The organism is Mycobacterium sp., assembly GCF_035623875.1.
Taxonomy (GTDB): Bacteria; Actinomycetota; Actinomycetes; order Mycobacteriales; family Mycobacteriaceae; genus Mycobacterium.
This window is the reverse complement of sequence record NZ_DASPSP010000099.1, coordinates 1-21,132: the sequence shown is the minus strand read 5'-3', so window position 1 is coordinate 21,132 and position 21,132 is coordinate 1. Positions and strand designations below refer to the sequence as shown.

The 21,132-nt window shown below is 66.5% G+C and carries 20 protein-coding genes and 2 pseudogenes; 6 read left to right on the top strand and 16 right to left on the bottom strand.

Going from position 1 to position 21,132, the window contains the following annotated elements:
* On the bottom strand, positions 1-576 hold a 576-nt coding region (locus VEI45_RS08245; protein ID WP_324852009.1), incomplete at its 3' end, for a type I glyceraldehyde-3-phosphate dehydrogenase.
* A 76-nt stretch (positions 577-652) separates the two neighbouring features.
* Positions 653-2,410, bottom strand: a complete 1,758-nt coding sequence (locus VEI45_RS08240; protein WP_324852007.1) for a DUF3556 domain-containing protein — start codon at positions 2,408-2,410, stop codon at positions 653-655.
* A 207-nt stretch (positions 2,411-2,617) separates the two neighbouring features.
* Here VEI45_RS08240 and VEI45_RS08235 point away from each other — a divergent pair, with 207 nt between their 5' ends.
* Positions 2,618-2,902: a hypothetical protein gene (locus VEI45_RS08235; protein WP_324852005.1), complete on the top strand. Its 285-nt coding sequence runs from the start codon at positions 2,618-2,620 to the stop codon at positions 2,900-2,902.
* Between the two features lie 51 nt (positions 2,903-2,953).
* On the opposite strand, the gene whiA is transcribed toward VEI45_RS08235, so the two are convergent.
* The 8 genes and pseudogenes from whiA to VEI45_RS08200 all read right to left on the bottom strand — a co-directional run bounded on the left by whiA (position 2,954) and on the right by VEI45_RS08200 (position 10,622).
* Positions 2,954-3,931, bottom strand: a complete 978-nt coding sequence (whiA, locus tag VEI45_RS08230) for a DNA-binding protein WhiA (protein ID WP_324852018.1) — start codon at positions 3,929-3,931, stop codon at positions 2,954-2,956.
* Complete coding sequence (gene yvcK, locus VEI45_RS08225; RefSeq protein WP_324852003.1) at positions 3,928-5,004, bottom strand: uridine diphosphate-N-acetylglucosamine-binding protein YvcK; 1,077 nt, start codon at positions 5,002-5,004, stop codon at positions 3,928-3,930. Before yvcK ends, whiA begins: the two co-directional genes overlap by 4 nt.
* The gene (rapZ, locus tag VEI45_RS08220) at positions 5,001-5,912 is read right to left on the bottom strand and encodes an RNase adapter RapZ (protein ID WP_324852016.1); all 912 of its coding nucleotides are present in this window, start codon (positions 5,910-5,912) and stop codon (positions 5,001-5,003) included. Before rapZ ends, yvcK begins: the two co-directional genes overlap by 4 nt.
* An 11-nt stretch (positions 5,913-5,923) precedes the next feature.
* Positions 5,924-7,903, bottom strand: a complete 1,980-nt coding sequence (gene uvrC / locus VEI45_RS08215; RefSeq protein ID WP_324852001.1) for an excinuclease ABC subunit UvrC — start codon at positions 7,901-7,903, stop codon at positions 5,924-5,926.
* Between the two features lie 374 nt (positions 7,904-8,277).
* Positions 8,278-8,745 (bottom strand): PH domain-containing protein, encoded by a 468-nt coding sequence (locus VEI45_RS08210; RefSeq protein WP_324852014.1) that lies wholly within the window; start codon positions 8,743-8,745, stop codon positions 8,278-8,280.
* Positions 8,745-9,224, bottom strand: a complete 480-nt coding sequence (ribH, locus tag VEI45_RS08205) for a 6,7-dimethyl-8-ribityllumazine synthase (protein WP_324851999.1) — start codon at positions 9,222-9,224, stop codon at positions 8,745-8,747. The genes VEI45_RS08210 and ribH overlap by 1 nt, the downstream gene beginning before the upstream one ends.
* A gap of 9 nt (positions 9,225-9,233) precedes the next feature.
* Positions 9,234-9,332 (bottom strand): annotated as a pseudogene (locus tag VEI45_RS26440) (sirohydrochlorin chelatase); the annotation flags it as partial.
* A gap of 12 nt (positions 9,333-9,344) precedes the next feature.
* On the bottom strand, positions 9,345-10,622 hold the full coding sequence (locus tag VEI45_RS08200; RefSeq protein WP_324851997.1) for a bifunctional 3,4-dihydroxy-2-butanone-4-phosphate synthase/GTP cyclohydrolase II: 1,278 nt from the start codon (positions 10,620-10,622) through the stop codon (positions 9,345-9,347).
* A gap of 257 nt (positions 10,623-10,879) precedes the next feature.
* Between VEI45_RS08200 and VEI45_RS08195 the strand changes: the two genes are divergently transcribed.
* Positions 10,880-11,518: a chitin-binding protein gene (locus tag VEI45_RS08195; RefSeq protein ID WP_324851995.1), complete on the top strand. Its 639-nt coding sequence runs from the start codon at positions 10,880-10,882 to the stop codon at positions 11,516-11,518.
* Positions 11,519-11,569: 51 nt separating this feature from the next.
* Here VEI45_RS08195 and VEI45_RS08190 read toward each other — a convergent pair whose 3' ends face one another.
* Positions 11,570-12,172: a riboflavin synthase gene (locus VEI45_RS08190; RefSeq protein WP_324851993.1), complete on the bottom strand. Its 603-nt coding sequence runs from the start codon at positions 12,170-12,172 to the stop codon at positions 11,570-11,572.
* 102 nt (positions 12,173-12,274) lie between these two features.
* On the opposite strand from VEI45_RS08190, the gene VEI45_RS08185 reads away from it, so the two are divergent.
* From VEI45_RS08185 to mddA, 3 genes are read left to right on the top strand one after another with little or no spacing between them, the layout of a single operon-like run.
* A complete protein-coding gene (locus VEI45_RS08185) occupies positions 12,275-12,982 on the top strand; it encodes an LppX_LprAFG lipoprotein (RefSeq protein ID WP_324851991.1) in 708 nt (235 codons plus the stop codon).
* Positions 12,979-14,526, top strand: coding sequence for an MFS transporter (locus VEI45_RS08180; RefSeq protein WP_324851989.1), 1,548 nt, complete (start codon positions 12,979-12,981; stop codon positions 14,524-14,526). Before VEI45_RS08185 ends, VEI45_RS08180 begins: the two co-directional genes overlap by 4 nt.
* 56 nt (positions 14,527-14,582) lie before the next feature.
* Positions 14,583-15,395 carry a methanethiol S-methyltransferase gene (mddA, locus tag VEI45_RS08175; RefSeq protein ID WP_324851987.1) on the top strand — a complete coding sequence of 271 codons (813 nt, stop codon included), beginning with the start codon at positions 14,583-14,585 and terminating at the stop codon, positions 15,393-15,395.
* A gap of 19 nt (positions 15,396-15,414) precedes the next feature.
* Here the strand turns inward: mddA and ribD are convergent.
* The 5 genes and pseudogenes from ribD to VEI45_RS08150 all read right to left on the bottom strand — a co-directional run.
* Positions 15,415-16,431 (bottom strand): annotated as a pseudogene (gene ribD / locus VEI45_RS08170) (bifunctional diaminohydroxyphosphoribosylaminopyrimidine deaminase/5-amino-6-(5-phosphoribosylamino)uracil reductase RibD); the annotation flags it as partial.
* Positions 16,432-16,483: 52 nt separating this feature from the next.
* Positions 16,484-17,182, bottom strand: a complete 699-nt coding sequence (gene rpe, locus VEI45_RS08165; RefSeq protein ID WP_324852013.1) for a ribulose-phosphate 3-epimerase — start codon at positions 17,180-17,182, stop codon at positions 16,484-16,486.
* A 50-nt stretch (positions 17,183-17,232) separates the two neighbouring features.
* Positions 17,233-18,660, bottom strand: a complete 1,428-nt coding sequence (locus VEI45_RS08160; RefSeq protein ID WP_324851985.1) for an RsmB/NOP family class I SAM-dependent RNA methyltransferase — start codon at positions 18,658-18,660, stop codon at positions 17,233-17,235.
* A complete protein-coding gene (gene fmt, locus VEI45_RS08155) occupies positions 18,657-19,598 on the bottom strand; it encodes a methionyl-tRNA formyltransferase (RefSeq protein ID WP_324851983.1) in 942 nt (313 codons plus the stop codon). Before fmt ends, VEI45_RS08160 begins: the two co-directional genes overlap by 4 nt.
* Before the next feature lie 108 nt (positions 19,599-19,706).
* The gene (locus VEI45_RS08150; protein ID WP_324851981.1) at positions 19,707-20,414 is read right to left on the bottom strand and encodes an LpqN/LpqT family lipoprotein; all 708 of its coding nucleotides are present in this window, start codon (positions 20,412-20,414) and stop codon (positions 19,707-19,709) included.
* A 292-nt stretch (positions 20,415-20,706) separates the two neighbouring features.
* Between VEI45_RS08150 and VEI45_RS08145 the strand changes: the two genes are divergently transcribed.
* A partial coding sequence (locus tag VEI45_RS08145) for an adenylate/guanylate cyclase domain-containing protein (RefSeq protein WP_324852011.1) occupies positions 20,707-21,132 on the top strand: 426 nt, incomplete at its 3' end.

Here is a 21,132-nt window from a genome sequence, read left to right as displayed (position 1 = left end):
CTGGTCTTGGGTGTAAGCGTGGATGGTGGTCATCAGACCCTTGACGATGCCGAACTCGTCGTGCAGCACTTTGGCTAGCGGCGCAAGGCAGTTCGTCGTACACGACGCATTGGAGATGATGTTCTGGCTGCCGTCGTACTTATCGTCGTTGACGCCGAGCACGACAGTGAGGTCGGGGTCGGTGGCGGGCGCTGAGATGATCACTTTCTTGGCGCCGGCCTGCAGGTGGCCTTTGGCCTTGGCGGCGTCGTTGAAGCGGCCCGTAGATTCGACGACGACGTCGACGCCGAGGTCGCTCCACGGTATTGCCGCCGGGCCGTCCTTAACCTCGAGCGCCTTGATCTTGGTGTTACCGACGACGATGGTGTCCTCGCCTTCCAGGCCGACGTCGTAGGGCAGCCGGCCCAGGATTGAGTCGAATTTGAGCAGGTGCGCCAGCGTCGCGTTGTCGGTGATGTCGTTGACGGCGACCACCTCGACGTCGGTGCTGGCGCCCTCGGCTTGCTGCGCCAGCAGGGCCCGGTAGAAGTTGCGTCCGATTCGACCGAAGCCGTTGATGCCTACCCGGACCGTCACTTTTCTCTCCTTCGTCGCTGACGAATTGCTCGCTGCCAGCCTAGTAGCTGCGGGAATGCACCGCGAATCCGGTGGTTTAGGTCACGCGATCGGTTCGGTCCGCTTTCAGGTGGACCGGGAACTCGTCATCGGGCTCCGGCCACGGCTGGCGGGCCAGCATGTCCTTGACCGTGACGTACCCTTCCTCGATCAGGCCGGTCTTGGCGTCGACGATCCGATACCACTGCTTCTGTATATGAATCGGCTGGCCTTCTAGGATGATCACCCGGACGTCACCCTCGTCGAAGTTGCAGCGCCGCTGCACCGCGTCCAGGAGCTGCTCGTTGTGCAGGTGGCCTTCGCCGAAGTTCCAGCCGATGAGCGGTCCGGCGACGGTTTCGCCCTCACGCAGCGTGTAATCCGCCTCGTTCTCCAGCGCGCGAGGTAGCAGTCCGTTGAGCGCGCGGCCGTGAACATGCATGGACCGGAACGCTCGAACCTTGTCGCTCATGATCTCGGCAGTCGCTGGGCCGTAGAGCCTGGCCAGTTGTTTGGCGGTCAGCGCCGAGCTTTTGATGACTTCGGCGTCGAGCTTCTCCTCGGCGCCTGCGCGGAAGCACCAAACACTGGACGCCCAGTTGCCGGCGTAGTAACGCATCGCGGGCAGAAACGAAATCTGTTGCGGGAACATATTTCCCACTATCGGAACGACGACAAGCGCCACCAGCAGGAAGGCCAGCAGCAGCGGTGAATTGAGGTCAAAGATGGTAATGCTGCTGTAGTGCCCGAACAGGTAGAAGAGCGAGAAGATGAAGAACACGTTCCACTCCAACGGGACTCCCATCGGGAGGTTGGAAATGATGTTGAGGTGGAAGATCACCATGAACCCGATCAATAGCCATCGCCACGGATGACTATCGGCGAAGAAGACCAGCACCGCCGGCACAATGAATTCCGCGGTGGTCCCGCCGACGTGGGCCATGATTTTCGGTATCCACGAGGGCCGCAGGTCGTTGACCGGGTCGCGGTAGAGCCCACGCTTGAACCAGTTGAATGACTTGCCGCGCAGCAGCGCGTTGTTGCTCATCATCACCGCGACGACGTAGGGAAAATGGTGGTTGAGCTTTGACGTCGCCGCTCCCCACCACAGCCCGAGCATGATGATCTTGAAGGCCGCGATCTGGTCGGTGAACGGGAACAGGAATACCAAGAGTTTCAGCCAGTAGTGCTCGCCGCGGGCGGCCAGGAAGATGGTCTTGTCGCGCAGACCCAGCAGTGCCAGCGCGACGATCGTCGGCACCACCAGAATGGGATCGATCAGACCAACGTCACCACTTGCGGTGACCGACCCGCCACGGCCGGACGACAGCAGCGCCCAGACGCCGGAAGCCAGCACGATGGCATAGAGGGCGACGTCGACAATAGAGCGGGTGTCGCCTCTGGTGAACGGAACCTCGTCAGGCCACGGTGGAAGGCGAATCGTCTTGGGCCGCAACCAATACAGGAAACCGCCGATCGGCGGCCAGAATCGCGCGGTGAGCGGGCCGGACCCGCAGCCCAATCCCAGGACCTCGAACAGCAGGGTGAAGATGACGACCTTTTGATACACGATCGGTTGTGTCCACCACACGGCGATGTGACCGAGCCCGCCCAGACCCGGAGTCAGCGAGATGACCGCCGCAGCGCCTGCGACGTAGGCCGCCATCTTGAGTCCGTAAAGCAGATAGATCGCAGACGGGGTACCGAAGCCGTTCTCCACCCAGTGGCGGGTCACCACTTGCAGCCTTGACGCCGCCGGCAGGGTGGGCCAGGCATCGTGATCGACGTCGGGAAGCTCCGGCGTGGTGAATCCCATGATGGCCTCGCTCCGGGTGTGAAACCAGCTGGCGAAGATAATGTATCGGCTTTACGAGATCATCGTGTCGATCTTGCAAACTGGCCGAAACCCCAAGCTTTTGTTTTCTCCGTGCCTCGGTGCATCACAGGTGACGTTAGGCGATCACGCCGGGCCAAAAGGCCCTTGCCCAGACACCCGTGCTGGCATCGAAGATTAGGAATGTTCGTGTCCGCCAAGATTAAACAGGTGGCCGCTGTTGTTGGCTTCGGGTGGGTAACCGTTGTAAGTCCGGGTGTTGCGCACGCGCAGCCGCCGCACATTCCCCAGGAAGGTGACATCACCTGCCCTGACATCGCGGGGATTAACTACGTGCGGGATGCCAACGATTCGCGTGCTTACTACCTCTGCGTGGACGGCGAGCAGAAGCACCACTTTCGATGTCCACAGACCACGCTATTAATCATGGCGATGCCGCCCAAGTGTCTTCCCCTCCATCCCCTCCATCATTAGCATCCGAAGCTAACGAAGGGGACACACTTAGACCGGTGTGGACTACGAAGCCTAGGCGTCTTCCAACAGGTCCGGGGTTACTGCCGATTCGGTGTCCGGAATGCCGTCGACTTTCGCCTTGCGGTCGGCCATCGAGAGCAATCGCCGAATACGCCCGGCCACAGCATCTTTCGTCATCGGCGGATCGGCCAGCCGGCCCAACTCCTCCAAGGAGGCCTGCCGGTGTTCGATGCGCAACTTGCCGGCCGCGGCAAGATGGTCGGGCACGCCGTCACCGAGGATCTCCAGCGCACGCTCGACGCGGGCGGCCGCCGCCACCGCGGCGCGAGCCGAGCGCCGCAGGTTGGCGTCGTCGAAATTCGCCAGCCGGTTGGCCGTTGCCCGGACCTCGCGGCGCATCCGCCGCTCCTCCCAGACCAGCCGGGTGTCCTGGGCGCCCATCCGGGTCAGCAATGCCCCGATCGCCTCACCGTCGCGCACCACCACCCGGTCGGCGCCGCGCACCTCGCGTGCTTTTGCGCTGATCCCGAGCCGGCGCGCCGCCCCTACCAAGGCCAGCGCCGCCTCCGGACCGGGACAGCTGACCTCCAGCGCCGACGAGCGCCCGGGCTCGGTCAGCGACCCGTGAGCCAGGAAGGCGCCCCGCCAAGCAGCTTCAGCGTCGGCGATGCTGCCGCCGACGACCTGGGCGGGCAACCCCCGCACCGGACGTCCGCGCAAGTCGAGCAGGCCGGTCTGGCGAGCCAGCGCCTCACCGTCGTTGGCGACCCGCAACACATAGCGAGTTGCCTTGCGGATTCCGCTGGCCGACAACACATGCACGACGGCGTTGTAGCCATACAGGTCGAAGATGTCCTTGCGCAGCCGTCGCGCGATGATGCCCAAATCCACCTCGGCTTCGACGACCACGCGGCCGCCCACGATGTGGAGTCCTCCGGCGAATCGCAGCAGCGAGGTCACTTCGGCGCGCCTCGCGCTCACCGCACTCACCACAAGCCGGCTCAACTCGTCTTTGACTTCGGCCGTCATCGCCACGCGTCGTCACCCCTCGGTCCGTTACGACCCGGTCCATCAGCGCCGGTCTGCTGACGTTCCTTCTCGATCGGCATCGCATCGGTGTCCGTCGCCGAAGGCGGCGGCGAGCCGGTGTCGCGCACACCCACCCCATCCAGCGCCGCGGCCAACTTGCCCGGGTCATGTAAAGGTCTACCAGGCCGGGCCACGTCCGCGAACTGAACCTGGGCATCAAGCACAGTTGCGGTGCGTCGCAGCTGCTCGCGCTCACGCTCACTGGGCACCCTCTCGGCGTCGATGATGACGTCGTGGACGGTGAAGCCCGGGGCGTGCTGGGCGAGCACGTGCAGATGACGCTCTGCGGAGAAGCCGGTCGTCTCCCCCGGCTCGGCCACCAAGTTGAGCACCAGCGCCCGGCGGGCCGTGGTCGCCTGCAGTGCCGCGGCCAGCCCGGGTACCAGTACATGCGGGATCACGCTGGTGAACCACGATCCGGGTCCGAGCACCACCAAATCGGCGGACATGATCGCGTCGACGGCCTGCCGGGTGGCCGGCGGATCGCCGGGCAGCAGCCGGACGCGGCGAACCTTTCCCGGCGTGGTGGCGATCGCCACCTGCCCGCGAATCAAGCGGAACATCCGCGGGTCGGCCTCCAGGCCGGAAACGTCAGCCTCGATCTGCAACGCGATCGGGCACATCGGTAGCACCCGGCCCCGCACGCCGAGCACGCGGCCGAGTTCGTCGAGCGCGGCGACCGGGTCGGTCAGCAATTCGTTGAGGCCGGCGAGCAACAAGTTGCCGATGGGGTGTCCGGCCAGCGCGCCGCTGCCGCCGAACCGGTGCTGCAAGATCGTCGCCCACAGTCGGCCGTGCGGACTGTCGGATGCCAACGCCGCCAACGCCATTCGCAGATCACCCGGTGGCACCACATCGAGTTCGCTGCGCAACCGGCCCGACGAGCCGCCGTCGTCTGCGACGGTGACGACCGCGGTGACGTGCGGGGTGAGTCGGCGGGCCGCCGACAGCGTCGCATACAAACCGTGTCCGCCGCCCAATGCGACAATGCTGCGGTTTTTTTCAAGGGTCATTCGCGACCCAGATCCCGGTGCAGTACCCGCACCGACAACTGCGTGTTCGGCTCCAGCAGCCGCGCCAATGCTTCGGCGATGGCGACGCTTCGGTGCTTGCCTCCGGTACAGCCGATCGCGACGGTCATGTAGCGCTTCCCCTCCCTGCGATAGCCGTCGACTACCAGGGTCAGCAATCGATGGTAGGTCTCCAGGAACTCCGCCGCGCCAGTCTGGCCGAGCACGTAGTCGCGAACAGCCGGATGTTGGCCTGTGTGTGGACGCAACTCGTCGATCCAGTGCGGATTGGGCAGGAATCGTACGTCCATCACCATGTCGGCGTCCATCGGCAGACCGTACTTGAAGCCGAAGGACTCCACGGTGACGCTGGTGCTCGCGACCGTCTCGCCGCCGAAGGCCCGTTCGATGCTTTCCCGCAGCTCGCGCACCGACAATGTCGAGGTGTCGATGATCAGATCGGCAGTCGCGCGAACCGGAGCCAGCATGTCGCGCTCAGCGGCGATGCCTTCGGCCAATGTCTGCTCTCCCTGTAGCGGATGGCTGCGGCGATTCTGCTCGTAGCGGCGCACCAGCATGTCGTCGGAGGCCTCCATGAATAACACACGCGGGGTGATATCGCGGGTGGCCAGGTCGTTGCGCACCCAGTCCAGGTCACCGGTGAACCCGCGGGAGCGCACGTCCATCACCACGGCCAGCTGGGTGATCCGGGATCCCGCGGCCAGCCCGAAGTCCACCATCCGGGTGATCAACTGCGGCGGCAGATTGTCGGCCACATACCAGCCGAGGTCCTCGAGGACCTTGGCCGCGGTGCCGCGCCCCGCGCCGGACAAACCGGTGACCAGCACCACGTCGATGCCGGATTCCGTTGCGCCACCGTGGTTATCGGCCTGGCCCGCGGCCCCGTCCATCCCCTGTCCCGTCATCCCGATGCCTGTTCGGCGACCCTGTCCTCGGCCGCCACGTTCGATCCGGCGGCGCCACCTCGCAGCGCGTCGAGCACCGCGGTCGCCGTCGCAACCCCGATGCCCGGGACAGCAGTGATCTCATCGACCGTGGCCTCCTTGAGGCGGGCCAACGACCCGAAATGGGCCACCAGCGCCTTGCGGCGATGCTCGCCCAAGCCGGGCACCGCATCCAGCGCCGAGGAGGTCATCCGCTTGGACCGCTTGCTGCGGTGGTAGTTGATGGCAAAGCGGTGTGCCTCGTCGCGTACTCGCTGCAGCAAGTACAGACCCTCGCTGTTGCGCGGCAGAATGATCGGGTCGGGCTCGGACGGCACCCACACTTCCTCCAACCGCTTGGCCAGGCCGATCACCGCGACGTCGGTGATTCCCAGCTCGTCGAGGACTGCGTTGGCGGCGTTGACCTGCGGAGCGCCGCCGTCAACGACATACAGGTTGGGCGGATAGGCGAACCGACGCGACTTTCCTTCGGGTGACAAGACTTTCGGATCCTCTTGGTCTTGCAGGTGCCGCATGAACCGACGCCGAGTCACCTCGGCGATCGACGCCACGTCGTCTGAGTGGCCGCGGCCGGCGGCTTCCCGGATCGCGAAGTGGCGGTAATCGGACTTGCGCGGCAGCCCGTCCTCGAACACCACCAGCGAACCCACCACGTCGGTGCCCTGGACGTGGCTGATATCCACGCATTCGATTCGCAACGGCGCGTCGGCCAGACCCAGCGCTTCCTGAATATTCTGCAGCGCAGCAGATCTGGCGGTGAAGTCACCGGCACGCTTGAGTTTGTGCTGCTGCAGTGCCTCTTTGGCGTTCCGCTGCACAGTTTCGGCCAATGCCCGCTTGTCGCCGCGGCGCGGCACCCGCAGCGTCACCCGCGAACCCCGCAGACCCGACAGCCAGGTGGTCAACTCGTCGGCATTGGGCGGCAGGCAGGGCACCAAGACTTCGCGCGGCACCGGGTTGGCGGATTCGTCTGCGGCGCCCTCGAGTTCGGCCTGATCGGCGTAGAACTGAGTCAAGAACTGCTCGACCAACCGCGCCTCGTCGGAATCGCCTGGATCGCCTGGTTTTTCGACGATCCAGCCGCGTTGGCCGCGGACCCGGCCGCCGCGAACATGGAATACCTGGACCGCGGCTTCCAGCTCGTCATCGGCGAACGCCACCACGTCGGCATCGGTGCCGTCGCCGAGCACCACGGCCTGCTTCTCCAGCGCCCGCTTCAATGCCGAGAGATCGTCACGTAGCCGCGCCGCCCGTTCGAAATCGAGTTGCTCGGCTGCGGCATTCATCTGCTGTTCCAGGCTGCGGGCGTAGCGGTCGGTTTTGCCCGACAGAAAGTCGCAGAAGTCCAGCACGATCTGGCGATGCTGCTCGGCGCTGACCCGCCCGATACACGGCGCCGAGCACTTGTCGATATAGCCAAGCAGGCACGGTCGGTCGATTTGCTTGTGCCGCTTGAATACTCCGGTCGAACAGGTGCGCGCGGGGAAGACGCGGGTGAGCAGATCCAAAGTCTCCCGGATAGCCCAGGCATGCGAGTACGGCCCGAAATAGCGCACGCCTTTTCGGCGCGGGCCGCGATAGACCATCAACCGCGGGAATTCCTCGTTGAGGGTGACGGCCAGCACCGGATAGGACTTGTCGTCGCGGTAGCGGACGTTGAACCGCGGGTCGAACTCCTTGATCCAGTTGTATTCCAGCTGCAGCGCCTCGACCTCGGTATTGACCACCGTCCACTCGACCTTGGCGGCGGTGGTCACCATCTGCCGAGTCCGCGGGTGCAGGCTCGCGACGTCGGCGAAGTAAGACGTCAGCCGGCTGCGCAGGCTCTTGGCCTTGCCGACGTAGATCACCCGTCCGTGCTGGTCCCGGAATCGGTATACGCCGGGCTCGACCGGGATGGACCCGGGCGCGGGGCGGTAAGTCGCGGGATCAGGCACGGTTTCTAGGCTAGTAGTCGCGTAAACAGCTGGGGCTCGCCGGATCGGAGAGTTCCGGCCCGGTTCGGATTCCTCCTAGCCCCGCCGAAGGTACGCCGGCCCCGGTTGCTTGGTGCATCACGGACCGGGGCCCGACTGGTGGCGTGAACAAGTCGAGCAGTGGTCGGGTAGTGAACGACCCGTGTCCGCACAGTCGAGGTGGCAGCATGAACACCATCGCGTTTGCTTTCGGCATGCTCGCGGCCATTGCCGCATAGCATTCCCAAACCCGCTCGGCCGCCCGGGAAATCCCCGGCGGCCGTCAACGCCGCGGCCTCAATGCGCAGACTCAGCTACAACCGCCCAAGACGTGCCATCGGGCGATCGTAGGTTGATCAGCCTGCACCCAGGTCCGGCCGGTAGCGGGCCAGCAGTGTCCGTACGGCGTCCATGGCTTCGACGGCGCGGTCCTTGTCGACAGCCTGGATCGCCATCAGCGGGATGTACTCGTCGTCGGGCAGATCGATGCGCGCCCAGCGTGCCCCGGCGGGAAACGACACACCGACCACGTCCGACCACGGCACCAGGCGATCGCCGAGCAAGTTTCGCACCGACAGCCCGGCAGCCCCGACCCGCAGCCGTGGCCGGGCGAACAGCAGCACCAGCCCGGCAATGACGAGCCCCAGCCCGGCGATCGCCACCTGATCGGCGGTCTGGAAGACCACGCCGCTGGACTTGATCTTGAGCAGCAGTCCCACCACGATGTGGGCCGCAGCGATCACGAATGCCGCGACGTAGGCGCAATACGGCGTCAGACGAGGACGGATTTGCGCATCCCAGCAGTCCCGGTCCGGCTTGACGATCACGGCTTTCCGCGCAGATCGCGCAGGGTCAGCGCGGTGCTCAGCGCCGCAGCCGTCGCCTGGGCGCCATGGTCTTCAGCGGACTCCGGCAGCCCCGCACGGTCGAGGGCCTGCTCTTCGTTGTTGGTGGTCAGCACTCCGTTGGCCACCGGCGTGGATTCGTCCAGCGAGACCCGGGTCAGTCCCTGGGTTACCGCGTCGCAGACATAGTCGAAATGCGGTGTCTCCCCGCGGATCACCACACCCAGCGCGACGACGGCGTCGTGGTTACGGGCGACGGCCTGTGCGACGACCGGAATTTCGATCGCGCCGCGAACCCGCACCACCGTCGGATTCTTGACACCCCATTCGTGGGCGATTCTGCAGGAGCCGGCCAGCAACGCATCGCAGATCTGCTTGTGCCAAGTGCTTGCCACGATCGCCAGCTTGAGTGCGGAGGCGTCCAACGCCGCGATGTCGGGTACACCGGCACCGCTCATATGCGCCGTCCCCCGCAAGCGGGAGGTGCCCCCACCTCAGCATCGCTACGCTCTGCATCGTCACCGGCGGTCATATGCGCCGCTCCTCAGCATCGCTACGCTCTGCATCGTCACCGGCGGTCACAGTGCACCCCCGAATTCGCCATGCAGATGGACGGATTCGTCGTAGTCGTCGAGCCCGATCAAGTCGTGGCCCATCCGGTCACGTTTGGTGAGCAGATACCGGATGTTCTCCGCATTGGCCCGTACCGGCAGCGGCACCCGCTCGATGATGTGCAATCCATACCCGTCCAACCCGACCCGTTTGGCGGGATTGTTGGTCAGCAGCCGCATCGAACGAACGCCGAGGTCGACCAGGATTTGGGCGCCGGTGCCGTAATCCCGCGCATCAGCGGGCAATCCGAGCTTGAGGTTGGCGTCGACGGTGTCGTCGCCGGCGTCCTGCAGCTGATATGCCTGCAGCTTGTGCATCAGCCCGATGCCGCGGCCCTCGTGGCCGCGCATGTAGAGCACCACGCCGCGGCCTTCCCGCGCGATCATGGCCATCGCGGCGTCCAGCTGCGGCCCACAGTCGCACCGGCGTGAACCGAACACGTCGCCGGTCAGGCACTCCGAGTGCACCCGGACCAGCACATCGTCGCCGTCGTAGTTCGGCCCGGCGATCTCACCGCGGACCAGGGCTACATGCTCGACGTCCTCGTAGATGCTGGTGTAGCCGACGGCGCGAAATTCGCCGTGCCGGGTGGGGATCCTGGCTTCGGCGATCCGCTGGATGTGCTTCTCGTGCTTGCGGCGATACTCGATTAAGTCGGCGATAGCGATCAGCGCCAGATCGTGCTCGTCGGCGAAGACCCGCAGTTCGTCGGTCTGCGCCATCGCGCCTTCGTCCTTTTGGCTGACGATTTCGCAGATTGCACCTGCTGGCGACAATCCCGCCATCCGGGCCAGGTCGACGGCGGCTTCGGTGTGGCCAGGGCGCCGCAATACGCCACCGTCCTTGGCGCGCAACGGAACCACGTGCCCGGGCCGGGTGAAATCGTCGGCAACGCTGCCCGGATCGGCCAGCAACCGCATGGTTGTAGCCCGGTCGGAAGCTGAAATACCGGTCCCTACACCATTTTTCGCATCGACGGTAACAGTGTATGCGGTGCCGTGCTTGTCCTGGTTGACCGCGTACATCGGCAACAGGCCCAGCCGGTCGCAGACCGCACCGTCCAACGGCACGCACAGGTATCCCGAGGTGTAGCGCACCATGAACGCCACCAGCTCCGAGGTGGCCTTCTCGGCGGCGAAGATGAGGTCGCCCTCGTTCTCCCGATCCTCGTCGTCGATGACGACGACAGCCCTGCCAGCGGCGATGTCGGCGACCGCACGTTCGACGGAGTCCAACCTCGTCATCGCTGCCACCTCGTCAGAAGAACCCACCTGAAGCGCTCAAGTGTTGCGTCCAGTATGAACCACCATGTCGTCCCGGTTATTGCCACGGCTCGCTGACCGGGACCGTTCATCAGCCGAAGCGCCGGCAACTCACTGCGCGCAAATGCGCAAAAGATCTTCAGAGGCCCCTCCTAGCTGATTCATAGGCACGCTATCTAGCGTTCGGTGCGTCGGGGGGCAAATGTCCGCTGAATACCCGAGTAGACAGGTGAAGGACAATGAAACTGAAGCAACTGATGGCGGGGGCTACCATCACCGGCGCCCTCGGAGCTGCCGCGTTGGGTGCGGGTACCGGTGCTGCCAGCGCCGCTCCTGGACCGCCGCCCGGTGCCGGCGGCGCCCACGGCGCGCCGCCCGCGGCTAGCCACGCCGGACCTGCACCCCACGAGCCGGGTGGAGGAGGCCACGGACCGGGCGGACCAGGAGGACCCGGTGGTCCGGGTGGTCCCGGCGGTCCAGGTGGACCCGGGCCGGGCGGCCCAGGCGCACCGGGCGACCACGGACCCGGCGGACCAGGTGGCCCCGGCGGACCCGGACCCCACGGACCCGGCGGACCAGGAGGGCCCGGTGGGCCTGGTGGCCCCGGACCCCACGGACCGGGCGGACCAGGAGGGCCCGGCCCATGGCATGGGGATGACCAGCGCGGCTACTTCCACGGGGCCCCCTGGGGAGACGGACCCGCACCCTGGGGTCCAGGCGCGCCACCGCGGCCGGCATGGGACAGACCACTTCCCCCGCCCGGTGGACCGTGGAACTACGGCCCGATCAACTACTGGGGCTATCAGGAGAACCCCTTCTGGAATCCGCAGTTCAACCAATGGGGCTTCAACTTCTTCGGAGTCTGGATTCCGCTGTAAAAACTAGTCACAGGACGCCCGCTTCGCCGATTGGCGGAGCGGGCGTTGTCCTTATCGGCCTGACGGCGCACCCAGCAGCCGCTCGACATACTTCGCGATCACGTCGACTTCGAGGTTCACCGGTGTCCCGGGCGCTGTGTGGCCCAGCGTGGTCAGCTCCCGGGTGGTGGGGATCAGTGAGACCTCAAACCAGTCGTCGCCGAGTCCGGAGACGGTGAGCGAAATACCGTCGACGGTGATCGAGCCTTTTTCGACCACGTAGCGGGCCAGCTCAACGGGCAGCCCGATCCGGACCACCTCCCAGTGCTCCGCGGGCGTACGAACCTGGATCTGCCCGGTGCCATCCACGTGTCCTTGCACGATGTGCCCACCAAGCCGACTGTTCAGGGCGGCGGCGCGCTCGAGGTTGACCGGGCTGCCGGCGGTCAGCCGGCCCAAGCTGGACCGCTTCAAAGTCTCGCCCATCACGTCGGCGGTGAACTGGCCCTCCGGCAGCACCTCAACCACCGTGAGGCACACGCCGTTGACGGCGATCGAGTCGCCGTGACCGGCATCGGCGGTAACGACGGGACCACGGATGGTAAAGCGCGCGGAATCGCCCAGGTCGTCCTTGCCGACAACCTCGCCCAATTCCTCGACGATTCCGGTGAACACCGCCTCAGGCTAGTGAGTCTGGCGGTCCGCGCGCTACGTGGCCGTCACTGCCGTCACCTCGGGGTTCGCCATCGGGTGAACGGCACCCTCTACGATGCACCTATGCCGACGCTGCGCCCAACAGGCCCAATCCTCGCCGTCCTAGCCGCCCTCACTATCGCCGCCGCTCTGGTCGGCGGCTGCTCGTCGAAGCAGTCCACCGCGCCGCTGCCGGATGCGGCCACGCTGCTCAAGGAGTCAAGCGAGACCACCACAAACGTCAAGAGCGTGCACTTGGCGCTGTCGGTGAGCGGCACGATCAAGGGACTGCCGGTCAAGACGCTGACCGGTGACCTGACCACGTCACCCACCGCCGCCAAGGGCGACGCCGACCTCACGGTCATGGGCTCGAGTGTCGATACTCAGTTCGTGGTCGACGACGGAACCCTATACGCGGCGCTCACCCCGGGCCATTGGGAAAGCTTCGGCCCCGCGGCCGCTATCTACGACCCGTCTGAGATCCTCAACCCGAACACCGGTTTGGCCAACGTGTTGGCCAATATCAGCAACCCCAAGGCCGAATCACGCGAAACCATCGGCGGGCAGAGCACGGTCAAGATCACCGGAACGGCCTCGGCGGACGCGGTGAATGGGCTTGCGCCGCAACTGAAGGCCACCCAGCCGCTGCCGGCGACGGTCTGGATCCAGGAATCCGGTGATCACCAGTTGGCGCAGGCCAAGCTGGACCAGAGCGCGGGCAACTCCGTCCAGATGACGCTGTCGAACTGGAACGCCCCGGTCCAGGTCACCAAGCCGCCGGTAGCCGGATGACGGCGCCACATGCCGGCCGCGGAGTCGCCATCGGCGCCGGCAGCCTCGCCGTACTCCTCGGTGCCCTCGACACGTATGTCGTGGTCACCATCATGCGCGACATCATCAACACCATCGGCGTCCCGATCAATCAGCTGCAACGCATCACGCCGATCGTCACCTGGTACCTGTTGGGCTACATCGCCGCGATGCCGCTGCTGGGCCGTGCCTCGGATCGATTCGGCCGCAAACGGCTGCTTCAGGCCAGCCTGGCCGCGTTCATCGTTGGCTCGATAGTCACCGCGTTATCGACCGATCTGCATGTGCTGGTCGTCGGCCGCACCATTCAAGGCGTGGCCAGCGGTGCACTGCTGCCGGTGACGCTGGCCCTCGGTGCCGATTTGTGGGCCCAGCGCAACCGCGCTGGGGTCCTCGGCGGCATCGGTGCCGCGCAGGAGCTGGGCAGCGTGCTCGGCCCGCTCTACGGGATCTTCATCGTCTGGCTGACGAGTCGCTGGCAGGACGTGTTCTGGATCAACGTTCCGCTGGCGCTGGCCGCGATGGTGATGATCCAATTCAGCTTGCCGTCGCGAGACCGCAGCGCCGACCCGGAAAAGGTCGACGTCGTCGGTGGACTACTGCTCGCGATTACATTGGGCCTGGCAGTAATTGGACTTTATAACCCGGCGCCCAACGGTCAGCAGGTGCTGCCTAGCTACGGGCCACCGCTGGTCTATGCGGCGGTGGGCGCGGCGGTGGTTTTCGCGCTGTGGGAGCGGTTTGCGCGCACCAAGCTGATCGAGCCCACCGGGGTGCACTTCGGGCCGTTCCTGTCCGCGCTCGGCGCGTCGCTGTGCGCTGGTGCGGCGCTGATGGTGACGCTGGTCGACGTCGAGCTGTTCGCCCAGGGCGTGCTGGGCAAGCAGCAAGATCAGGCCGCCATCCTGCTGCTGCGTTTCCTGATCGCGCTGCCGATCGGGGCGCTGCTGGGCGGCTGGATCGCGACCAAGGTCGGCGACCGGGCCATGGCCTTCGTCGGGCTGTTGATCGCGGCCGGCGGCTACTGGCTGATCTCGAAGTGGTCGGTCGACCTACTGAGCCAGCGGCACAACATCTTTGGGCTGTTGTCACTGCCCGCACTGGACACCGACTTGGTGGTCGCCGGCCTGGGGCTGGGTCTGGTGATCGGGCCGCTGACGTCCGCCAGCTTGCGGGTGGTGCCGTCGGCGCAGCACGGCATCGCCTCCGCGGCGGTGGTGGTGGCCCGGATGACGGGCATGCTGATCGGGGTGGCCGCGCTGAGCGCATGGGGTTTCTATCAACTGCCGCACATCGTTTCGAAGCTCTCAGCGCAAGTGCCGGCCGACGCGAGCCTGGCGGAACGGATCCTCGCGCAGGGAGACCTCTACCGGCGCGCGTTTGCCCAAATGTATGGCGGCATCTTCACGGTTACGGCCGTCGTCTGCGTGGTGGGTGCACTGTTGGGGCTGCTGATCAGCAGCCGTCGCACCCATGCCGAGGAGCCGCAACTGCACGAGGAGCAGCCGGTCGCGCCTCGCGTCTAGGTGCCGTTTTCGCTGAGACGCTGTATTTCGCCGAAAAAGCGGAGCACAACCTTGGTGTGGCGCCCAGCGATGGGACCCGTGCGCGGCCGGCCGGCAGTACTGCCGGTGGTGTCCTGGTTGCGGCCTATGGCGTCGCCACGTATCTGCTTTTCCAGGTCGTCTTCCTCTACCTAATCGGATTCGTCATCAACGCCGATTTCTGGGTCGGCAGCGTGCATGTCGTGGGTAAGAGCATCGATCGCGGCGGCGTCGGCGACGGCACTCTCACCGTCGCGGCGGTGGTCATCGACGCGGCGTTGCTCGCGCTCTTCGCGGTCCAGCACAGCGTGATGGCCAGGGCCACCTTCAAACGCTGGTGGACCCGCATCGTGCCGCCCAGCGCCGAGCGGTCGACGTATGTCCTTGCCGCCACCGTCTGCTTGGTCGTTCTCCTCGTCGTGTGGCGTCCGATCACCGACGACGTTTGGAAGGTCAGCGCCCAACCCTGGCGAGCACTGTTGACCGCCCTCGGTCTAGTCGGCTGGGCGATCGTCCTGCTGAGCACCTTCCTCATCGATCACTCCGATTTGTTCGGCCTGCGTCAGGTTTTCGCCCGGCTGCGGGGGCGGCAGCTTGTCGAACACAAGTTCGCGACACCGTTTTTCTACCGGGCGGTTCGGCACCCGATCTACTTCGGTTTTCTGATGGCGTTCTGGGCCACGCCGAGAATGACGTTGGGGCACTTGCTCTTTGCGGCGATGACGACCGGATACATCCTGCTCGCGGTTCGATTCGAGGAGCGCGACCTTATCCGCGCGTTCGGGGAGCAGTACCACGACTACCGTCGCCGCGTTCCGATGCTGATCCCGGGCCTGCACGGTCGCCCTTGATCGACCCGGTCGCAGGCTCACGGGGTACCAGGCTGAGCAGCAGATCCGGGCCGACCCGTTCGATGCCGTCGTAGCGCCAGCGCAGCGCCCGGGCGATGGTTGGGACCCCGACGTCGTCAACGGCGGTGATCGGTCCGCCCAGCAGGATCGGCGCAACGTAGGCCAAGATGCGATCGATCACCCCCGCCCGCAGGAACGCTCCGGCAAGCGTGGGCCCGCCCTCGACGAGGACGTCAGTGCGATCGGACAGCGCCTTGAGCACTTCGGCAGGATCGCGGGTGCGGATCACCATGGTGCGCGAGTCATCGTTGAGAACCTTTGCTTCCGTAGGAATTTCGCGTCTTCCCACAACGACCCGCAGCGGCTGGCGGTCCGCGAGCCCGCCGTCGGCCAACCGGGCGGTCAACGTCGGGTCGTCGGTGAGTACCGTCCCGGTCCCAACCACGATGGCATCCGCGGCCGCGCGCCGGCGGTGCAGGTCGGCGCGCGCGGCCTCGCTAGTGATCCACTGGCTTGAGCCGTCCGCGGCCGCGCTGCGCCCGTCGATGCTGGTGGCGTACTTCCATGTCACGTGCGGCAAGCCGGTGCGTTGTTTGTGCAGCCATTCACGCAGCGGCCCGGTCGCGACCAGATCGGCTTCCACGTCGCGGACGACGTGCACGCCGGCGGCCGCCAGTCGCGCCGCACCACCGGCCGCAGTCGGGCTGGGGTCGGTGACCGCGTACACGACCGACGCGATGCCCGCGTCTAGCAGCGCGTCCACGCACGGCGGGGTCTTGCCGTGGTGGTTGCACGGTTCCAGCGTGACCACCGCGGTGCCGCCCTCGGCCAGGCGTCCTGCCCGGCGCAGCGCCACTACCTCGGCGTGTGCGCGGCCCGCCGGTCCGGTGCCGCCGGCGCCGGCGACCCGGCCGTCGGGGTCCAGGATCACCGCACCGACCGGCGGGTTCGGATAGGTGCCGCCTTTCACCAGGTCGGCGTGCTCGACGGCAAGTCGCATGGCGGCGTCGTGACTGATGGTCGCCGCGGTACTCATCGGCGCCACTCCTCGACCCCGGCTACGCCGGCATCATCGTCTTCGGCGCGGCTCATTTTCGCAGGTGCGGTGACGCGGCACCGGCCCGTCGCCGCAGTGCTTCGACCGCCACCGCCGGGTCCTCGGCGCCGTAGACCGCGGATCCGGCGACAAAGCAGTCGACACCGGCCTCGGCGGCCTGCTCGATGGTGTCGGCGTTGATGCCGCCGTCGATTTCGACCAGGATCGTCAGCTCGCCGGAGTCGACTAACTTGCGCACCGTGCGGACCTTGGTCAGCACGTCGGGAATGAATTCCTGGCCACCGAAACCGGGGTCTACCGACATGACGAGAAAGGTGTCGAAGTCCTTGAGGATGTCCAGGTAAGGGTCCAGCGGGGTGCCGGGCTTGATGCTCAGGCCCGCCTTGGCGCCGGCGGCGCGGATGTCACGCGCCACACCGACCGGGTTGTCGGTTGCCTCGGCGTGGAACGTGACGTTGTAGGCGCCCGCCTCGGCGTACGGCGGCGCCCACCGGTCGGGGTCCTCGATCATCAGATGGCAATCCATCGGAATGTCGCTGGCGGCCAACAGGCTTTCCACCACCGGTAGCCCGATCGTCAGGTTTGGCACGAAATGTGCATCCATGACATCGACGTGCAACCAGTCGGCGCCTTCGACGACGGCGGCCTCGTCGGCCAGCCGGGCGAAATCAGCGGCCAGAATCGACGGCGCGATCAGCGGCCGATCGGTCTTGCCTGACATGGGGCTCAGCCTAGTCTGGCGACGATGCGCGCCGTTCAACGGCGCGAGAAGGAGCCGGACTAATCCAGCTTCGTGAGGGCTGCAGCGAACATGGCGTCGGTGCCGTGCCGGTGTGGCCACAGCTGAATGTAGGGGCCCTCCCCCAGATCGGCGACGGGTTCGAACAGCGACCGGGTGTCCAGCGCGGACACCGGGTGGCGCCGCAGCGCGTCACTGACCACGCCGACCGTCTCGGCCAGCTGCGGCGAGCAAGTGGCATACAAGACGACACCGCCGGGGCGGGTCAGCGCGATCGCGGCTCCCAGCAATTCGCGTTGCAGTCGGGTCAGCGCCGGGATGTCGGCGGGCTGACGCCGCCAGCGCGCATCGGGCCTGCGGCGCAGCGCGCCCAGCCCGGTGCAGGGCACATCGACTAGCACCCGGTCGAAACCCGGGTCCAGGCCGGTGCTGCGTCCATCAGCGCGCAGCACCTCGACCGGCAGGCCGCGGGTGTTCTCGGCAACCAGGTCGGCGCGGTGTGGCGCTGGCTCCACCGCCGTGACCCGGGCTCCCGACCCGGCGCCCAGGGCGGCCAGCAGCGCGGTCTTGCCGCCCGGTCCGGCGCACAGGTCTAGCCATCGACCGGCGTCGTCGGCCACCGGGGCGAGGGTGAGCGCGCGGGCCACCAATTGGCTGCCCTCATCCTGGACCAGTGCCTGGCCGTCGCGGACCGCCGGCAACTGTGCGGGATCGCCGCCCGACAGGTACACCGCGTACGGCGAATACCGGCCCACGGTACCGTTCACGGCACCAGCCAACTCCTCGGCGGTCAGCACTCCCGGACGGGCCGCCAGGTGCACCTGGGGGCGCTCGTCGTCGCTGGCCAGGGCGGCGTCGAGCTCGCCAGCGGCGGCACCCAGCGCGTCGACGAAGGCCTGAGCGATCCAGCGCGGGTGGGCGTGAACGAAAGCAGCGTGCCCGACCGGATCGGTGAATTGGTCGGGTGCTAGCTCGTCGACCCAGGATTGTTCGTCGCGGGCGCTGATCGTGCGCAGCACACCGTTGACGAAACCTGCACGGGCCAAATCGAATTCGATTCCAGCCTGCTCGACAGTAGTGGAGACGGCGGCGTGCGCGTCGACCCGGGTGCGCAGCAGTTGATACGTCCCGAGCCGAAGCAGATCAAGCAGCACCGGGTTGATGGCGTCGGGTGACCGACCGGCGGCGGCACCTATGATCGCGTCGAGCAGGCCACGAATGCGGCAGCTGCCGTAGGTCAGCTCGGTGGCGAAGGCTGCGTCACGGCCGCTGATCTGCCGCTCCCGCAACAGGACTGGCAGCAGCAAGTTGGGGTAAGCGTCGCGCTCGCTCACGGCGCGCAACACATCGAACGCCGCCCGGCGCGCCGGATCCAGCGGCCGGCGCCGCGGTGGCCTACCCGGCCGCCGGGATGACGGCGCCGACCGTACCGGCGGTCGGCCGCGTCGCGGCTTGTGTGGTGGGGTCATGACGCTCGCGCCGTCGAGTCCAGGCGGGCCCCGCGAGCCCAGTCGACGGCGTTCATCAACTTCTTGCCCGGCGCCTGGACTTGCCCCAGCCGCACCGGCTCAGAGCCGGTGCCAATCCGCACACTGCGGCGGCCGACGTGAATATCGCCGGGCGACAATGGCTTTGGAAGATCCGACACGTCGGCATCGACCTGCACCGGCCCGAGCTTGACCCGCAGGTCACCGATCAGGGTCCAGGCGCCCGGGTTGGGCGTGACGGCACGAATACGCCGCTCGACGACTTGGGCCGGAAGGTCCCAGCGCACGTGGGCCTGCTCGACGGTGACCTTCGGCGCGACGCTGACCCCGTCGGCCGGTTGTGGGACCGGCGTGAGCGCCCCATCGGCGATACCGTCCAGGGTGGTTGACAGTAGCGCCGCACCCGAAATCGCCAGCCGGTCAAGCAGATCACCGGCGGTGTCGGTCGGCCGGATCGCTTCGGTGACCACTCCGTAGACCGGCCCGGAGTCCAGACCCGCATCGATCTGGAAGGTCGTGGCGCCGGTGACGGTGTCGCCGGCGGCGATCGCGGCTTGCACCGGGGCCGCCCCCCGCCAGGCAGGCAGCAGCGAGAAATGCAGATTGACCCAGCCGTGTGCCGGCACCGCGAGCAACTCGTCGCGGAGCAGCGCGCCGTAGGCCACCACCGGGCAGCAGTCGGGCGCCAACTCTGACAGCTCGGCGACGAACTCGACGGTGTTGGGCCGTGGCGGTCGTAGCACCGGGATGCCCTGATCCAGCGCAAGACGGGCCACCGGTGACGGTTCGGGTTTGCCGCGACGTCCGGAGGCAGCGTCTGGCCGGGTGAGCACCGCGACCACGTCGTGGCGCGGCGAGTCGATGAGACCGCGCAGCGCGGGCAGCGCGGGTTCGGGGGTGCCGGCAAAGACGAGACGCACCGGACCAGTGTAGGAACCTGCGTTATTGGTTGGTGCCATGCGTTTTATCGCAGCGGTGCCCGATCACCTGCCCTGCGCACCGGACCGTCCGGCCGCCGCGGGCAACACCTACACGGTTATCGTCGTCTTCTCGTCGATAGTGATCGCCACGGGAAGCACCTGATCGATTTGGCTTTCGAGGCAGTCGATGTTGAGCCGCAGCAGGTAGACGCCGTCGCTGGCCTCGATGACCACGGTTTTCTGCGCGACCGCCTTCGTCTGGCCATTTTGCACCCAGGTGCCACCCGACTCGTGTGCGGGAAAACCGGCCAGGGCGTCGTCAGAGCCGTCGCCCTTGGGCGTAAACCCGGGCAGATTCTTCAGTTCGCCACCGGCAAGGTCGAGAATTTTCTGCGGGTCTACATCGCCGACGAGCTTGGATACCGTTGCCACGACGCTGGGTGTGTATCTAGCAGCCTCCGGGCCCTTGTCGACGATGGCCCAGTAAGCCGTGGCCGGGGTGTCCGGTCCGGCATCGGCCCAGCCGTCGGGAATTGGCAGGTTGATGGTCGGCGCGCCGCGGTCACCGCGGTGGACCGGAGTCTCGGTGATGCCGTTGTGTTGGATATAGCTGGCAATAGTGGGGTTAGGGCCCGGGACGGTGGTGCGCGGCGCCACCTTTGACGGTGGCTTGCTGGTGGTTGTCGTGGTCGGGGTCTTGCTCGACGCACCGTTGCCGCCGGAGTGGCTGCCGGAGGTGGAGCCACACCCCACCAAGCCGATGCCTAAAGCCACAATGGCGATCGCCACACCGTTGATTGATGCCGTCCGCGTCAACGCATTAGCTCCTGTCGATCAGGCTGCACGATATTGTCGGCGCAGCATAGCCCGCTTTGAGTGAATGAAACCCAGGGCCTTTCCGCCGTAGTTTGCCGCGATCCGGGCGATTTCTGCGCGGCGGTGCAAGCCCGACTGGACCGGCAGCCGGCCCGTAACTGCCGCCCTCGATCGGTGGCAATCTACGCGTTTGTGCTGATGTTTTGTGGTCGGTGGTGGCCGCATGCTGGCTAGCATGAGCGAGATCGATCCACGCGCGGACATGCCGCTGGTGGACTGGAGCGAGCTTGACGTGAGCGGGCTTTTGCCGACGGGCACCGTGACGTTGCTGTTGGCCGACGTCGAGGGCTCCACGCGCCTATGGGAGACCCAGCCAGACCAGATGACGGCCGCGATCGCGCGCCTGAACCACGTCGTGTCGGACACCATCGCCGCCCATGACGGTGTGCGCCCGGTCGAGCAAGGTGAGGGTGACAGTTTTGTGGCGGCGTTCGCGCGCGCCTCCGATGCGGTGGCCGCTGCCGTGGAGTTGCAGCGGGCGCCGTTGGCCCCAATCCGGCTGCGCATCGGAGTGCATACCGGTGAGGTGCAGCTGCGCGATGAGGGTAACTATGCCGGTCCGACGATCAACCGCACAGCGCGGCTGCGCGATCTGGGCCACGGTGGTCAGACCGTGCTGTCGGGAGCGACCGAACCCCTGGTGGTTGACCGGCTACCT

What these genes read in the sequence shown, in the direction of transcription:
- VEI45_RS08240 (WP_324852007.1), bottom strand. Translation starts at nt 2,410, where the DNA reads ATGGGATTCACCACGCCGGAGCTTCCCGACGTCGATCACGATGCCTGG.
- whiA (WP_324852018.1), bottom strand. Translation starts at nt 3,931, where the DNA reads ATGACGGCCGAAGTCAAAGACGAGTTGAGCCGGCTTGTGGTGAGTGCG.
- yvcK (WP_324852003.1), bottom strand. Translation starts at nt 5,004, where the DNA reads ATGACCCTTGAAAAAAACCGCAGCATTGTCGCATTGGGCGGCGGACAC.
- rapZ (WP_324852016.1), bottom strand. Translation starts at nt 5,912, where the DNA reads ATGGACGGGGCCGCGGGCCAGGCCGATAACCACGGTGGCGCAACGGAA.
- ribH (WP_324851999.1), bottom strand. Translation starts at nt 9,224, where the DNA reads ATGAGCGGTGCCGGTGTACCCGACATCGCGGCGTTGGACGCCTCCGCA.
- VEI45_RS08200 (WP_324851997.1), bottom strand. Translation starts at nt 10,622, where the DNA reads ATGACGAGGTTGGACTCCGTCGAACGTGCGGTCGCCGACATCGCCGCT.
- VEI45_RS08195 (WP_324851995.1), top strand. Translation starts at nt 10,880, where the DNA reads ATGAAACTGAAGCAACTGATGGCGGGGGCTACCATCACCGGCGCCCTC.
- VEI45_RS08185 (WP_324851991.1), top strand. Translation starts at nt 12,275, where the DNA reads ATGCCGACGCTGCGCCCAACAGGCCCAATCCTCGCCGTCCTAGCCGCC.
- VEI45_RS08180 (WP_324851989.1), top strand. Translation starts at nt 12,979, where the DNA reads ATGACGGCGCCACATGCCGGCCGCGGAGTCGCCATCGGCGCCGGCAGC.
- VEI45_RS08160 (WP_324851985.1), bottom strand. Translation starts at nt 18,660, where the DNA reads ATGACCCCACCACACAAGCCGCGACGCGGCCGACCGCCGGTACGGTCG.